The 15,468-nt window shown below is 41.3% G+C and carries 17 protein-coding genes; 8 read left to right on the top strand and 9 right to left on the bottom strand.

What is annotated here, in order from left to right:
* The first annotated feature begins 107 nt into the window (after positions 1-107).
* The 4 genes from greB to CSC79_RS09460 all read left to right on the top strand — a co-directional run bounded on the left by greB (position 108) and on the right by CSC79_RS09460 (position 4,164).
* The gene (greB, locus tag CSC79_RS09475) at positions 108-587 is read left to right on the top strand and encodes a transcription elongation factor GreB (protein WP_099295575.1); all 480 of its coding nucleotides are present in this window, start codon (positions 108-110) and stop codon (positions 585-587) included.
* A 143-nt stretch (positions 588-730) separates the two neighbouring features.
* The gene (locus CSC79_RS09470) at positions 731-1,042 is read left to right on the top strand and encodes a hypothetical protein (protein ID WP_099295574.1); all 312 of its coding nucleotides are present in this window, start codon (positions 731-733) and stop codon (positions 1,040-1,042) included.
* A 50-nt stretch (positions 1,043-1,092) separates the two neighbouring features.
* A complete protein-coding gene (locus CSC79_RS09465; protein ID WP_099295573.1) occupies positions 1,093-1,674 on the top strand; it encodes a CBS domain-containing protein in 582 nt (193 codons plus the stop codon).
* A 156-nt stretch (positions 1,675-1,830) separates the two neighbouring features.
* Entirely contained in the window at positions 1,831-4,164 is a 2,334-nt protein-coding gene (locus CSC79_RS09460) for a Tex family protein (RefSeq protein WP_099295572.1), read from the top strand.
* A 61-nt stretch (positions 4,165-4,225) separates the two neighbouring features.
* Here the strand turns inward: CSC79_RS09460 and CSC79_RS09455 are convergent, their stop codons facing one another.
* From CSC79_RS09455 to bioH, 4 genes are all read right to left on the bottom strand, one after another.
* Positions 4,226-4,954, bottom strand: a complete 729-nt coding sequence (locus CSC79_RS09455) for an outer membrane beta-barrel protein (RefSeq protein ID WP_099295571.1) — start codon at positions 4,952-4,954, stop codon at positions 4,226-4,228.
* A gap of 146 nt (positions 4,955-5,100) precedes the next feature.
* Positions 5,101-5,973: a putative metalloprotease CJM1_0395 family protein gene (locus CSC79_RS09450; protein WP_099295570.1), complete on the bottom strand. Its 873-nt coding sequence runs from the start codon at positions 5,971-5,973 to the stop codon at positions 5,101-5,103.
* 6 nt (positions 5,974-5,979) lie between these two features.
* Positions 5,980-6,288: a hypothetical protein gene (locus tag CSC79_RS09445; protein WP_087532549.1), complete on the bottom strand. Its 309-nt coding sequence runs from the start codon at positions 6,286-6,288 to the stop codon at positions 5,980-5,982.
* A 102-nt stretch (positions 6,289-6,390) separates the two neighbouring features.
* Positions 6,391-7,128: a pimeloyl-ACP methyl ester esterase BioH gene (gene bioH / locus CSC79_RS09440; protein WP_099295632.1), complete on the bottom strand. Its 738-nt coding sequence runs from the start codon at positions 7,126-7,128 to the stop codon at positions 6,391-6,393.
* A gap of 58 nt (positions 7,129-7,186) precedes the next feature.
* Here bioH and CSC79_RS09435 point away from each other — a divergent pair, with 58 nt between their 5' ends.
* Entirely contained in the window at positions 7,187-7,888 is a 702-nt protein-coding gene (locus tag CSC79_RS09435; RefSeq protein ID WP_099295569.1) for a phosphoribosyltransferase family protein, read from the top strand.
* A 1-nt stretch (position 7,889) separates the two neighbouring features.
* Here the strand turns inward: CSC79_RS09435 and CSC79_RS09430 are convergent, their stop codons facing one another.
* On the bottom strand, positions 7,890-10,439 hold the full coding sequence (locus CSC79_RS09430) for a M14 metallopeptidase family protein (protein WP_099295568.1): 2,550 nt from the start codon (positions 10,437-10,439) through the stop codon (positions 7,890-7,892).
* Positions 10,440-10,852: 413 nt separating this feature from the next.
* Between CSC79_RS09430 and nfuA the strand changes: the two genes are divergently transcribed.
* The 3 genes from nfuA (at position 10,853) to CSC79_RS09415 (ending at position 13,474) form a co-directional block, all read left to right on the top strand.
* Complete coding sequence (gene nfuA, locus CSC79_RS09425) at positions 10,853-11,428, top strand: Fe-S biogenesis protein NfuA (protein WP_099295567.1); 576 nt, start codon at positions 10,853-10,855, stop codon at positions 11,426-11,428.
* A 5-nt stretch (positions 11,429-11,433) separates the two neighbouring features.
* Positions 11,434-11,703 (top strand): hypothetical protein, encoded by a 270-nt coding sequence (locus tag CSC79_RS20210; protein ID WP_099295566.1) that lies wholly within the window; start codon positions 11,434-11,436, stop codon positions 11,701-11,703.
* Positions 11,704-11,848: 145 nt separating this feature from the next.
* Entirely contained in the window at positions 11,849-13,474 is a 1,626-nt protein-coding gene (locus CSC79_RS09415; RefSeq protein WP_099295565.1) for an endonuclease, read from the top strand.
* A gap of 89 nt (positions 13,475-13,563) precedes the next feature.
* Here the strand turns inward: CSC79_RS09415 and CSC79_RS09410 are convergent, their stop codons facing one another.
* From CSC79_RS09410 to rplP, 4 genes are all read right to left on the bottom strand, one after another.
* Positions 13,564-14,328 carry a hypothetical protein gene (locus CSC79_RS09410; protein ID WP_099295564.1) on the bottom strand — a complete coding sequence of 255 codons (765 nt, stop codon included), beginning with the start codon at positions 14,326-14,328 and terminating at the stop codon, positions 13,564-13,566.
* A 278-nt stretch (positions 14,329-14,606) separates the two neighbouring features.
* The gene (rpsQ, locus tag CSC79_RS09405) at positions 14,607-14,864 is read right to left on the bottom strand and encodes a 30S ribosomal protein S17 (RefSeq protein WP_058561414.1); all 258 of its coding nucleotides are present in this window, start codon (positions 14,862-14,864) and stop codon (positions 14,607-14,609) included.
* Positions 14,864-15,055, bottom strand: coding sequence for a 50S ribosomal protein L29 (gene rpmC, locus CSC79_RS09400; RefSeq protein WP_004588692.1), 192 nt, complete (start codon positions 15,053-15,055; stop codon positions 14,864-14,866). Before rpmC ends, rpsQ begins: the two co-directional genes overlap by 1 nt.
* Complete coding sequence (gene rplP, locus CSC79_RS09395; RefSeq protein ID WP_054206129.1) at positions 15,055-15,468, bottom strand: 50S ribosomal protein L16; 414 nt, start codon at positions 15,466-15,468, stop codon at positions 15,055-15,057. Before rplP ends, rpmC begins: the two co-directional genes overlap by 1 nt.

The following is a 15,468-nucleotide window of genomic DNA, read 5'->3' as shown; positions in this document are numbered from 1 at the left end:
GAATAAAAAACTAATTGCTTAATTAGATTGTTACACAACATTTCAAACAACTAGGACAAGTCAGGCTGATTCTTATCCCTTTTGATTAAATATTTTGAGAAAAAACAGTGAAAACCAACTTAATCACCCGCGAAGGGTACTCACAATTACAACAAGAGCATGACCACCTTTGGAATGTTAAACGCCCTGAAGTCACAAAAATCGTAAGCTGGGCAGCGAGCCTTGGCGACCGTTCTGAAAATGCAGATTATCAATACAATAAACGATTACTTAGGCAAATAGACCGCCGAGTACGTTATTTACGCAAGCGTATGCCTGATTTGCAAATCATTGATTATTCACCAGAGCAAGCAGGTAAAGTGTTCTTTGGCGCGTGGGTCGAAGTCGAAAACGAACAAGGTGAGGTATTAAAGTTTAGAATTGTCGGTCCAGACGAAATTTATGACCGCAAAGACTATATTTCTATCGACTCCCCAATGGCACGAGCTTTACTAAAAAAACAAGTGGATGATGAGTTTTATGTCACTACCCCACAAGGCAAAAAAGAATGGTACATCAATCATATTGAGTATCCAGGAGAAAAATAAGCAAGCAAACACTGAGCTAACTGTGAGCTAGGATAATTCAGATAAGGTTAATAATTGATTGTATAATGTGTGTTAGTGGACTATAAATAAAGTTACTCAAGTAAAGCATTTTGCACTTGATGTTGTATTTGGAAGGTCGTGTTATGTCAAACTTAATGCATCGCATAATTAATAATGCCGTGTTATTTACACTCTTAATGAGTGTGAGTTTGTCTATTTTTGCTCACGATTTTGATGACTCTGAAATATCAACCACCCACTCAATACACTTTATTGCTTGCGATATCCCCGACCAAGCAAACCTTGACGTTGACATCGATACACATGCCAACGGATTCAATTTAGGGGCGCTTCAACCACCTCCTGAATTAATACTCTCACATTATGTGAAACCTCAATTAGCCACACTTTTTAATCGCGCCTCAGTACGAGGGCCGCCAAGTCATTTAATTTAGTTAATCACTTTTCTCACTAATAAATTAAATAAACTTAAATGGTGGCTATTATGTCTAATTTTAAAGAATTACGTACCCAAGATGTATCTAAAGGCGTGTTATCTCATGTTTATAGCGAAACACAACCGCTTATTGACTTAACCTCTCCAGCGCTAGAAATGGTTAATAATTTTACGCAAAAAGATCCACTGCGTGCTCACTTTGATACCAGCATTATCGATGCTCTATATCAAACAAGCAGCCAGCACACGGACTTTATTTTGGTTGTTGATGACAATGAAAAACTCATAGGGTTAGTATCTAGTGCTGATTTGCAAAGCGCTAAAATTATGATGCTTGCACAACGTTTAAATGTTAATCGTGCTGATGTTAGCTTACGCTATGTGATGACCCCTATTTCTCACTTAACAGGCGTTAGCATGCAAAGTTTAAGCTACGCCTGTATTGGTGATGCTCTGCAAACTATGGAGCATCACGGCGCTATGTTCTTATTAGTAACGACGGCAAACAATGAAATTTGCGGCTTAATTTCAGCCAGAGAAATTACCAAAACATTTTCAATCCCATTGCACATTAGCCCGATTGCACATACTTTTAGTGAAGTTTTAGAGCATGTGGATCACCCACATTAACAACTCTTTTTGTGCGTTGTGACAGTGATTTTAATAAGGCCTTAAAAGCTCAGCTTTTAAGGCCTTTCCATTGCTTAGTACTGTGATATTATTCAACCAGTCTATTGTGCCAGTAGAGTAATACTGGCTTTATTTTTCGTTTGAAAAGGTTTATGCATGAGCACACTCTCTGCACGTTTAGCCACTGAGCTAAATGCTCAACAGCAACAAGTTGTTGCTGCAATAAAGTTACTTGATGAAGGCGCGACTGTGCCTTTTATTGCACGCTATCGTAAAGAAGTAACCGGTGGCTTAGATGACACCCAATTACGTTTATTAGAACAGCGCCTATCTTATTTACGCGAGCTTGAAGAGCGAAGAACGTTTATATTAGCTACCATTAAATCGCAGGATAAACTCAGCGCTAGCCTTGAAGCTGATATCAATAATGCAGATAGTAAAACTGAGCTTGAAGACCTTTATCTTCCTTACAAGCCAAAGCGTCGTACTAAAGGTCAAATTGCCATTGAAGCGGGTATTGAGCCACTCGCTGACAGCCTATTTAAAGACGCATCACTAAATCCTGAACAACAAGCAGAGCAATTTATTAATAGTGATGCAGGGTTTGCAGATACCAAGGCTGTGCTCGAAGGCGCGAAATTTATTCTGATGGAGCGCTTTGCTGAAGATGCAAAACTGCTCGCTAAATTCCGTAGTCATATCAGCCAACACGGCCAAATTGAAGCTCGCGTGATTAAAGGGCAAGAACAAGCTGGTGCAAAGTACCGTGATTACTTTGAACATCAGGAGCCGTTAAAGAAAACCCCTTCTCATCGTGCACTTGCTATGTTGCGTGCACGCAATGAAGGTATTTTACAACTAAGTATTAATCCTGAACCAAGCGCCGAAGATGCAGCGATTGTTTGCGCCATAATGATTGCCGACCATTATCGCTTAGATATAAAAAACCAAGCGGCCAGTGCTTGGTTAATGACAGTGGTGCAATGGGCATGGAAAATTAAGCTGAGCTTACATTTAGAAAACGAGTTTTTAGCTGCTATGCGTGAAAAAGCAGAAACCGGTGCGATTGATGTTTTTGCTAAAAATTTAAAAGACTTACTAATGGCTGCACCTGCGGGAGCACGCACAACACTTGGACTTGATCCTGGCCTTCGTACTGGTTGTAAGGTCGCGGTGGTTGATAGCACAGGTAAGTTACTTGCTTCGCAGACTATTTTTCCTCATGCTCCACAAAATCATTGGGACAAATCACTGCGCACTTTAGAGCAGTTGTGTCGTCAACATAAAGTGGAACTTATTGCGATAGGCAATGGTACGGCTTCTCGGGAGTCTGATAAGTTGGTTGCTGAGCTAATCAAAGCCAACACCGAGTTGAAGTTAAATAAGATCATTGTCAGCGAAGCCGGTGCATCGGTGTACTCAGCGTCTGAGTTTGCGGCAAAAGAGTTCCCTGATTTAGATGTATCTATCCGTGGTGCGGTTTCTATTGCCCGTCGCTTACAAGATCCACTAGCAGAGCTTGTTAAAATTGAGCCTAAGTCAATTGGTGTAGGTCAATATCAACACGATGTTTCACAAAGTCAACTTGGCCAAACGCTAACGGCTGTTGTTGAAGACTGTGTAAACACGGTTGGTGTTGATTTAAACATGGCGTCAGTTCCTTTGCTGACCCGTGTATCTGGATTAAATAAAACGCTTGCGCAAAATATTGTAAATTACCGTGATGCTAACGGCTCATTCGCTAAACGTTCAGAGCTTAAGAAAGTTGAGCGCTTAGGGCCTAAGGCATTTGAGCAAGCAGCGGGTTTCTTAAAAATAAGTAACGGTAAAGACCCTCTGGATAACTCATCTGTTCACCCTGAGGCTTACCCTGTCGTGAAGCGAATTAGTGAGCAAACTCATTTAGATATAAACAGTCTGATTGGTAATTCTGAAGTACTCAACAAGCTAGTTGCAAATGACTATATTGATGACAAATTCGGCCTACCCACCGTCACTGATATTATCAGCGAGCTCGACAAACCAGGCCGTGATCCACGTCCTGAATTTAAAACCGCTGAGTTTAAAGCCGGTGTTGAAAAAATCTCTGACTTAAAACCAGGTATGATCTTAGAAGGTGTTGTATCAAACGTAGCTAACTTTGGTGCATTTGTAGATGTAGGCGTACATCAAGATGGCCTCGTGCATATTTCAGCGATTACTAATAAGTTTATTTCTGATCCACGCGAAATCGTGAAGGCCGGTGACATAGTTAAAGTTAAAGTCGTTGAAGTAGATGCTGCACGTAAGCGTATTAGCTTTACCATGCGCTTAGACGATGACATTGACACTAGCAATAAACCGGCAGCTGCTGCTAAGCAAAAGCCGCAAAATAACTCACGTAGCACTAACCATCAAGCGCGTGCCGCAAAGCCTAAGCGCGATTCGGGTAATGCGATGATGGGCAATGCGTTTGCCGATGCGTTTGCTAACGCTAAAGTGAAAAAGTAAACCAAAAATGCCGCAACGAATGTTGCGGCATTTTAAACACTTTAAACGCGTTGTTTATGTATTAAAAATTATAACGTAACGTAACGCTCAAATCAGAATACTCATTAACATTGCGATATGCCGCACCTACGATTGCTTTTTCAGTAAATGCGTAGTTAAAGCCAGCTTTTAAAACAACGTTATTATCACTTTCGTCATCATGTAGACGCTCATAGCCTAAGCCTGCATTCACTTCGAACTGGTCAGTTAATAAATGTCTTACTTGTACATTCGCAGAAAGAATATCTGCGCTATTTGAGTCCGAACCGCCATCAGAGTATGAATCAAATGCTACTCCATTAAACCTTTCTTCGACTACAAAAGCATTTTTCGATTCAAACTTAAGTCTGCCTAAATTAATGCTGTAATCTAAACTTGTCACTGCTGATAATTGTTGGATATACCCTAAACCAAGCTCTAAACGCGTAATATCAATTTCTATACTTGATTCTGTGTACAAAGTTGAATTGCCAACATAATCACCATTTTGAAAAAGCTCACGATAATCCAGCGATTCGCTCTCAATAAGATCATCTGATGTGCTGGCGTATAAACCTGTTAGATACCAATTATCGCTTACTTGCTTGCTAAGCTTTACAACATAACCATCAAAGTTAAGCTTATCAATGTCATCTACGTCCATTTTAGCGTAGCCTGCTTCAACATAATCATAACTTAAAAGTGATGTTTCATTTGCGGCGGCGGTGATTGAGAAAAGAGATAAAGCCCCTGCTAATACTGCATATTTCATTTAATTGTCTTCCTTAATAAAAATCGCAGGGAAAATAGCAGTTTGATAATATTTAAACAACTGAATATGCACTCAAACGTAAACAAATGTGAAACTGAATAAGTAAGGAAAAGGGATTGATAATTAAGAGCAAAAAGCAATTAGACTTATATTGTCGCTGAAAACCCTGATTGCCCATAGGGTGAAGTAGCTCCTTGATAAAACTGCGCAACTCTTACAGCACGAGCGTCAACATCGGCGTCACGCTTTGCAGTTGCTGTTTCAGGGCTAGAAGTTTTGATAGCTTGGTCATCATCCGTTAATGCACTGTCAACTTTAAACGTTGCACCAGCTTGCTCGCTTTCGTCATTATTGGATTTACTTGTGAGCTCAACTTGAGCTGCTGACAGTTTTTGCGTGGCATCAGCGGCAATGGCTCTGTCAGCACCTGAAGGCTCTGCTGGCGCAAGCGCTGCAGCTCGCACGGTTTGCATTTTTTCGATCGTTGCTTGCGGGTCACCTTCTATTTCAGCAACGTCGATTTGTACTTCACCACCAACCGCATAATTTTGACCGTCAGGGCCACGCTGATATTCATAGCTTGGGGAGCCTGCATATTGACCGCCAACGGAGGCATGAGCTTGCTCATGAACTCGCACTTCGGTGTCACGTGCTTTTAGTTCTTTAATCTGTGCAGCATCAAGTTCTTCTTGTTCTGTGACTTGCTGCTCTTTTTTTTCTTCTTTTTGCTGCTCTTTGCTTTGCTGCTCATTATCATCAGGGTTTTGCTCACCTTGCTGACGTTCCTGAATAACGCTTTCATCAGCTATTTTGCCTTTAGCATCATAGGTGGCATTATCAGCAGAACCCGGTAACTTTGCCTTTTCGTTGTCACCGAGCGCTTTGTTTTCGGCATTACTTGGTTTTGTTGCAGCAGGGGGAGGGATGATTTCGCGAAGCTGATTGTCACGCCGAGCACTTTCCGTATAAACATTTGCGCTGTTTATATTTACATTAGGAAATGGCGTGACAATGTTCATACGTAACTAAACTCGCACATCAATAAGCGTGCCTAACACTTCATCCGCTGTTTGTATTGATTGCGTATTTGCTTTAGCGTTAAATTCTTCAACCTTCAAATTAACTAAGGCTTCATCTATTCGAGCAGGTTGAGACACAGGGGCTGTGACGGCCTCTTCTGGGCGCGCAGCCTGCAATTGACGTTGCTGGGCAAGTTGCGCATCATCTTGTTGATCAATACTGGCACGGTTAATCTCGGCGCTGGCCTTTTCAATACCTTGGCTAGCACGGTTAAACCCTTCTACTCCATTATTAAATACGGATCCGATTGGCATATTACACCTCCACCAATGATAGACTTACTTTAATTATCGCTCATAAAACAAACAAAATAAAGTATAAACCCCTTATATTTACTGGGTTGTGGTAGTTAAATTTTAAAGCATTGATTTGATGGCAGATAAAAACTCATCTTTATGTGAGATAAATGGCGCATGTGATGCCTTATCTAACACTTCGTATTCAAAGTCATCGTTCAATGCCTTAATCTTACTGATTACACGATACGGAACCAATGCGTCAAGGCGGCCAAACACGCCTCTCAAAGGGACCGAGATATCTTTAAGTAAATCGCGCAAGTCATCTTGTTGTAAAATATCAAGACCAGCAGTTAATGCAGTATTTTTAGGCGCAGGAAGCTCACTTAGTAGTTGCTTTAGTTTTTTTATATCATCGCGGGCGCTGTGACTACCCATCGCTTGAATTGCTAAAAAGCGTTCAATGGTTTTTTCTCGGTGTGTCACCAATTGCTCTTTAAAGGCATTCAACACATCCGGTTTAATACCTGGCCAGTCCGCTTGCTCGGCGAAAAAAGGGGTCGATGCAACTAAAATAACCTTCGCAACTTTGTCAGGCCAATGTTTTGCAATATACAGTGCAAATAAACCACCTAATGACCAGCCCATCAAAGTGGAGTTGTCTTTTAGCTGCTCACTTATTTGCTTAGCAGCCTCATGCAACGTATAGGGCGACGGGCAATGCTGATTTTCACCATACCCCGGTAAATCAATGCATCTTACGGTACTGCCATGTAAAAACTCTAACTCAGGTAAGATGATTTGCCACACTCCTTGGTTCATCCCCCAGCCGTGCAACAACACTAGCTCATTTTGCATTTTTACCATTCCTCATCCAAACTTAGCGCTCATAATAGCGTTTAAAGGAATGAATGCAATGACAAGCTTAAAGAACCAAGCAACTGGTATCCTTGATTGGTTTTTTCCGTCTTTTTGTGTGCAATGCAAAATCCCCGTTAGTACTCATGTTGGGATTTGTCAGCACTGCCTTACTGATTTGCCCCTATTTGATTTAAGCACTCACCCAAATTTACTTTACCGGCCAGACATAGCAGAGCTATTTCCAGACTGTCAATTTGATCACTTAATGGCCTGTGCATGGTATCGCCCACCCTTTGATGGTTGGTTAAGTCAACTTAAGTTTAGTAACCAAATTTTTTATAAGAACGTACTACAACAAATAATTACTCAACAAGTGAGTACAGTAAAAGCACATTGTGAAAAGTGGCCAGAGCTTTTTATTATTATGCCGTTGCATCATGAACGCTTTTTACAGCGAGGCTATAATCAAGTTGCTCAAACATGGATTAACTGTTTACCCACCGAAAACGTCAAAATTGACTATTTAGTAAGACACAAAAAAACCAATGCACAGTCTTCATTAACCAAAGCGAAGCGCATTAAAAACCTGCAAGATGCATTTATTTGTCATCAAAATTTAGAAGGGAAGACTGTGGCGGTTGTGGATGATGTTATGACCACAGGTGCAACACTCAATGCTGCAACAGTGGCCTTAAAAAAAGCTGGCGCTAAACAAGTTTGGGCATTTGTTACTTGTTTAACGCCACTCGGTCACTAACTTATTCGCTGCTAGCTCTAAATGCGTGGCCAAAGAACAACGCATTACTTAATAAACGGCTAGTGCCATACCAGTACCCGCGAAATACAGGATTATCTGTCATACCAATAACATTACCACGGCCGTATGAGTGCGCCACAAGACCTGCTGCACCCGCAACCTGCTCAACATTAATATCATCAGTGAAACCTGCTAATAAAGGCTTTTGGGTATACTCTAGAACGTTTACAAACGGTGCTTTAGAGGTTTCTAATAACCATGTACTATTTTTGAACACGGGTAGTGTATTACGCTCTAACGAATACGTGAGTGGATGAGTCAAATCAACACTCGTGTTAAAAATAGCGCCTGCAATACGCTGCCTACCCGCTAAGTCATCTTTATCACCATAACTGAGTCCATCCGTCTTAAACGCACTCGCAATATCTTGACGAGACAGGTAGCTTGTTTTTAATAGTTGCTGATCAACTAAAAACTTAGCGCCCCCTTTGTGACCCCAAATAACACCACCTTTACGTACCCATGTTTTGATAGCTACCTTGTCCGCATCGCTCAAGCTATTATAGTTACCATGTGCCAGCACTATATGGCTGTAATCACTGAGCTCTAAACGACCTAAACGCTGCATTTCAACAATGGTAGGCGCAACCCCAACAAAACGGTCAAGGTAATACCACACTTCACCCACTTCATATTGGCTAGTCCCTCTGCCTCCCACTAATAACACTTTTGGTGCTTTAACAACCGCCAGTGAGCGTGAGCCCAAATCGGCACCTTTTGAAGTTAGTCCAGAAGTAATAGGGGTTATTTCAATACCAAATTCATTTTGCGCTGCATTTAATAATTCAACCCAATTGCCTTGATCCTGAATACCTGCAGGAACAATAATGCTGCCTGCTGAAAAATCGACACTGCTGGACACTGATTTAGCCGATAGTGGGTTAAGTGCTACTCGTGCCTTTACGCCTTGGCTCAATAGCGTGTTAAGCATTTTCGGTGCTAAATAGTTATCCCACTTAAAACCAAACGCATACTGCTTAGTCAGCGGAGAAAAAGTCGCTTTGTCTTGTTGCTGCCACGCGGTAGTGCCTACATCAAGTCCCCAGCTACTTTTAACGGCTGCAAACTCAAGATTAAATGCATGTGCTAATGTCCAACCCGATACGTCATAAAACGTATTATCAACGAAGCGTTTTTGCTCACTAAATACGGCCTTTACTAAACGAAATTGCGCCTGTGCTAAAGGAATAAAATAACTTTGCTCAGAGAAGCGCTTACCTTCAACTTTGAGTGCTTTATTAAGTGGGTAGGCAGTAATTTTATGTTGCTTTAAAAGATCTAAAAACAGTGAAAAACGTGCAGCGTCTTTTCCTGCATCAACAACATACCCTTTAAAGTCTTCTTCATTTGCCAGATCCACGGCCTGATTATAAAATTTAGCTTGGTAGTCGAGTAACGCTTTACGATTATCAATCGCGGCTTGGAACGTAGACATACTCGTTAGTAGCTGGTTTTTGATAGTAAAAGGGAAAGTTAAAGTACCATTTTGCGTTTCTTGCACATGACCACGAGAACTTGCTTGTTCAAATAAAATGCCCACGCCACCATTTACGTCAGGGTAAGTAGAACCTTTACCATAGTAAAAGTCATCGAAGCTTTCCTCAGTAAAATACAATGCATTGTTTTCATCTAACGTTTTTGCGTGATAATTTGCAATCGCCTTGGTTAGACTGACATTCTCATCAGGGGTAATAGGGTGCTTACGAGTTGGAATACCTGGCTGAAAGAAGTAGGTACTGTTTGGGCCCATCTCATGAAAGTCAGTTAAAATATTAGGCTTCCAATGATGGAATTTAGCAATACGTGCACGCGATTCAGGGTGCTGTAACAACAACCAATCACGATTTAAATCAAACCAATAATGGTTCGTACGGCTACTTGGCCAACTTTCTACGTGCTCACGAGTCTGTGGGTCTGACGATAAGTTCATTCCACGATTACTATTTGCCCAATTCGCAAAACGCGCGAGGCCATCTGGATTAAGTGATGGATCAAGTAGAATAACCGTGTTGTCTAATAAGGTTTCAACTTCTTTACCTTGTGCAGCAGCGAGATAATAAGCCACCAGTAACGCTGTATTACTGCCTGATGATTCATTACCGTGAACACTGTAACCCATCCACACAACAGCGGGCTGATCTTTATCTGATGTTTGCTTGCCTTTTAAACGTGCTAAATGCGCTTGACGAGTCTGCTCTACGCTAGCCAATTTATCTGCCGACGTAATTGTCAACATTACCAAAGGACGTTGCTCATGGGTGCGGCCAATGACTTCAAAGTTAATACGGTCACTTTTTTCTGCAACCACTTCCATGTAACGAACAAGCTGATCATGCCGAACATGCCATTCACCCACTTCATACCCTAATACTTCCTTCGGCGTTGGGATCGCTGGGTCAAATTTTACGTCGTCTTCAAAATAATACGACAGCGGCTGAGCGATACTTGAAAAGCTCAAAAGTAGTGTAAAGATTGTTATTATCAAACGCATATAAAACACTCATAAAATGATTAATGTTTGCACGCTAGCATTGCTAAAATTAGATGCCAACTTTTTACGCTCAACACTGGCGACAACGCGATGAGCGGAGTATGATACTCAGTATCCGAGTAATGAAGAGCGTATTGACCTTTCAGGATTGGATTTGTTCAACCTAGGAATTCCTTAATCGCGGCGCGAGGGCTGTAGCATAGTTTTTCTATGTAAAGTCCGAGCAACAAAGAGCAAGGCATTCCTAGGCAGAACCCTTAGGGCAGTGCGTGTTTGGCTTTTATACTGCGTTATCACACGATTTAAGTAGAGCAACTACACTTCACGTGTTCCGCCTTGCCTAAAAACCAAACACACTACTGCAAAAAGCAATCTCGAAAGGTCAGTACGCTCTAAACAAGTATAGTTGTTTTATGATTTCTATTTCCGAAACCGCACAATCACATTTTGCAAAATTATTAGCTGACCAAGCTGAACAAACCAATATTCGCGTATTTGTTGTTAACCCTGGTACATCACAAGCTGAATGTGGTGTTTCTTACTGCCCAGAAGATGCTGTTGAAGCGAGTGATATTCGCCTTCCTTTTAATGGCTTTGATGCTGTAGTTGACGCAGAAAGCGCCCCATTCTTAGAAGAAGCAGAAATTGATTTTGTTACTGACAAAATGGGCACGCAATTAACACTTAAAGCACCTAATGCTAAAGCCCGTAAGATTGGTGATGACGCCAGCCTTAACGAGCGCATTCAGCACATGCTAGAAACTGAAGTTAACCCACAACTTGCCAATCATGGCGGTCAAGTAAGCCTAGTTGAAGTAACAGCTGAAGGTATTGCTGTTCTACAGTTTGGTGGCGGTTGTAATGGCTGCTCTATGATCGATGTCACTTTAAAAGAAGGCATTGAAAAAGAAATGCTCGCTAAATTTGAAGAAATCACTGGCGTTGCTGATATTACAGATCACCAAGCTGGCGATCACTCTTACTACTAAGTATTGTGATAAAGCCGCTGATATATCGTTTAGGCTCCAATCCTAAGCTCAGCTTAAAGCGCTTTTTACGCGGCCTAGCACTGTTTGTGCTGGCCGTTATATTTATAGCGCTGGGCTACTTTAGCCACTACACTCTTCAAGTCATTGGTTTGGTTATTCTTCTTGTCGCCCTGTTTTTTGCAGCTTGGGGGTACGTTGGAATGTTTGCCAATCGCTTTTCACAAGTCTTAAATAAAACCACGTCTAAACATGAAGACCCCGATCTTTGGAAATAATCTTCGCTATCCTTTTTTATACCCAGCATTTTAATTAACTATTTTGTAACATTGTTCCTATAAGGTATATTGGTATTGCTCATTTAGAGCAACAATCACAACTGTATTTTATTCAGTTGTTCCAACCACGTTACAAGGAATAATTATGTTACACGGGACATATAAAAAAAATACCCTTGCTGCAGCGCTATTACTAACAACAATACCAAGCTACGCGGTAGTTTCTAACGTGAGCTTCGAAGATTGGACTGGTAATACACCTAATAATTGGAGCACCATTGATTCAGGTATCACTGTATCAGCAGCCAGTAATATTGTTAATACAGACACGCTTGCTGCAAGAGTTGTTGTTACAACTGGCAGTCAAAGCAACACCGATTTATTGCAAAATGTGCAATTAGAATCAGGCCAAACCTATACCTTTTCAACTTGGGTCTATCACACTGAGGGAGGTGTTAAGGCTCGCTTATTGGTTAATGGCTATCAAGGATACTCAAATCCTGCATTATTGAATCAATGGCAAAAAGTCAGTTATCAATATACAGCCTCTGCAAATGAAACAATTGCTGTTGGGCTTCGCTTTTATGATGTTACAGGTTTTGATGGCAACGAAACTGTTTACGTTGATAGCTTTAATCCAAGTGTTATGTCCAACCCACCCAGTAATGGCTGCACTGATAACACTGTTGATATATCATTACTTACTGATAATTATGGCGAAGAAACCAGCTGGCAAATAACCAATAGCCAAAATATGAATGTTGCCACTGGTAATGGCTACAGTGCTAACACTCAATATGAAGAGCAAGCTTGCTTAACCGATGGGAATTACACCTTCACTATTTTTGATAGCTATGGGGATGGTATATGTTGTACTTATGGCAATGGCAACTATGCACTAACCAGCAATTCAAAAGTACTGGCAAACGGAGCTAACTTTCAAAGTTCAGAATCAGCCCCATTTACACTCGGTTCAGACTCTGGTGGTGGAACTAAGCCCCCTGAACCTACAGGCTATTATGTTACTGCTCAAGGGTTAACCGGATACGCTTTAAAAACTGAGTTATACAACATCATTAAAGGCCATAATTCGCAAGGGTATTCGGCTATTTGGAATTTTTACGATAGTGCATCGCGCGATACATCGTTCGAAAACGACAATTCAATCCTCGATCGTTATTCAGAAAACCCAGCTGGACAAGATAGCTTTAGCTATGTTGCGGTCAGTGACCAATGTGGTACATACAGTAATGAAGGCGATTGTTACAACCGCGAGCACTCTTTCCCTAAAAGTTGGTTTGGTGGCAAAGTAGAACCGATGAATTCAGATGTTCATCATATTTTTGCAACTGATGGCTATGTAAACTCTAAACGCAGTAACTTCCCATTTGGTGATGTAGCCAGCGCAACTTACACTTCAAGCAACGGCAGTAAACTCGGTTCCGCAACGAGCTCATTAAATTACTCTGCTACCGTATTTGAACCGATTGATGAATTTAAAGGTGACTTTGCCCGCGCATATTTTTATATGGCAACTCGCTATGAAAATGTAATAGGAAGCTGGCAAAACAATACAACATACAGTGATGCTGTACTCAATGGCACATCAAACCAAGTATTCGAAAATTGGGTTGTGAGCATGCTTATTCAATGGCATACAAATGATCCCGTAAGCCAAGTAGAGCTTAACCGTAATCAAGCGGCCTTTGAACATCAAGGCAACCGCAACCCATTTGTTGACCATCCTGAGTTTGTAGAGATGATTTGGTAACCCCCCGTTTAAGCCCTCTTCCAAAGGGGGCTTTATTCACTTACGTATTGCTGCTTAATAACATATTGGGTAAATAGCGCAGCTACTTGCTATTGTTTTTTGTTCCACTTATCCATTATTTTATCGAATAAAATAGCATCGTTATCTTTACATGGTCTTGGTGACCCTTGTGGTAAACCTACTTTGCCCATCACACCATTGAAGTCAATTTTGTAGCACATACCTTTATACATTTCCATGCGCTTACTTCCATCAGCGTTTTGCCATAATATCTCTGATTCAAATGAACTTGAATGTTCTTTAGGGACTGTTACCCTCTGCTGTGTGTTTTTAATTTTTTCGCTAAACTGTTCTGAGAAATCAAAGGAGACTGTTGCTGTAGTTGAAGGTGTAAAATTAGGTATAGGTACATAGGGATTCAGCTTTTTAAATGATTGCTGTAAGCCTTGCTGATCAACTTCTCCCTTTTGGTTATCAATCACAACTTGGGCCACTGAGCTCTCAACCCTAGATGAGCTTGGTCGCGGGTTTATCTGAGTGTTTGCTTCACCCATGACCGATGTCGCATCCGCGTGCACCGGAGCCTTATGTTTGGGCTGCTGAGCTTCTGGTTGCTCCCCTGATTGCTCCCCCTCACTTAATTTTGTCTCATTTTCAAGGACGGTGGCTGCAAAGGCAGGTTGCATACTACTGTTAATCTCTGGCATTTTTGTAAGATCAACCATGACGTAGGCTTGCACGACTTTCACTTTTTCAGGTTGCTGAACCGCTACCGTTTGCCTTGAGACTAAATAAATAATAACGACATGCAAGCCAATAGAAATACACCACGCTTTATAGTTATTTTTAAACACTTAAGCTCCCTGTGAACAGTTTGCTTTATGAGTGTTTAAATACAGATTTAGTTCAATGGGCTGAGCTTAATTAGGGACAAACCTAAAGGCTTTTATCAATGTATGAATAATTGCAGCATATTCGTGGCGTTCTTATTTTCTCGGGTTTCGTAATACTAAACCCAAGCTACGGGGCTTAAATTCACTGCAACCAGCTGATGGCTGAAAGCTTATCGCTGTGAAAACAAAAAGCCCCGGCTAATGCCAGGGCTTTTTAGTAAAGTAAACTTAATTAAAAATTAAGCTTTCTTTGGACGCTCAACAACGTCTACTAAAGTCCAAGATTTATTCTTAGAAATAGGAGCACACTCACGGATAGTAACTACGTCACCAGCCTGAGCTGTATTGCTTTCGTCATGTACGTGTAATTTAGTCGTACGTTTGATGAATTTCCCATAAATTGGGTGCTTCACGTAACGTGCGATAGCAACAGTGAAAGATTTTTCCATCTTGTCGCTGATTACACGGCCTTGAAGAGTACGGATTTTATCGCTCATTATTGACCTGCCTTCTGGTTAATAATTGTTTTTACACGCGCGATATCGCGACGTACTGTTCTTAGCGTGTGAGTTTGAGCTAACTGACCAGTGCTTGCTTGCATGCGCAGGTTAAACTGCTCACGAAGAAGTCCTAGAAGTTCAGCATTAAGCTCTTCTACGCTTTTGTCTTTTAGTTCGCTAGCTTTCATTACATCACCGTCCGAGTTACGAAAGTTGTTTTGAATGGTAATTTACGTGCAGCAAGGTTAAACGCTTCACGAGCAAGCTCTTCAGAAACACCTTCCATTTCGTAAAGTACTTTACCAGGCTGAATTTCAGCAACCCAATATTCAACAGAACCTTTACCTTTACCCATACGAACTTCAAGCGGTTTGTTTGTAATTGGTTTGTCTGGGAATACACGAATCCAGATTTTACCTTGACGCTTGACGTGACGTGTCATAGCTCGACGAGCTGCTTCGATTTGACGAGCAGTCATGCGGCCACGACCAGTAGCTTTCAAACCGAAAGTACCGAAGCTTACTTTGTTACCGTTTTGCGCAAGACCACGGTTGCGGCCTTTATGCGTTTTACGGAATTTTGTACGTTTTGGCTGTAACAT

The organism is Pseudoalteromonas sp. 3D05, from assembly GCF_002723455.1.
Classification (GTDB): Bacteria; Pseudomonadota; Gammaproteobacteria; order Enterobacterales; family Alteromonadaceae; genus Pseudoalteromonas.
Note: the sequence above shows the minus strand (reverse complement) of the source record. Positions and strands in the feature narration are given on the sequence as shown.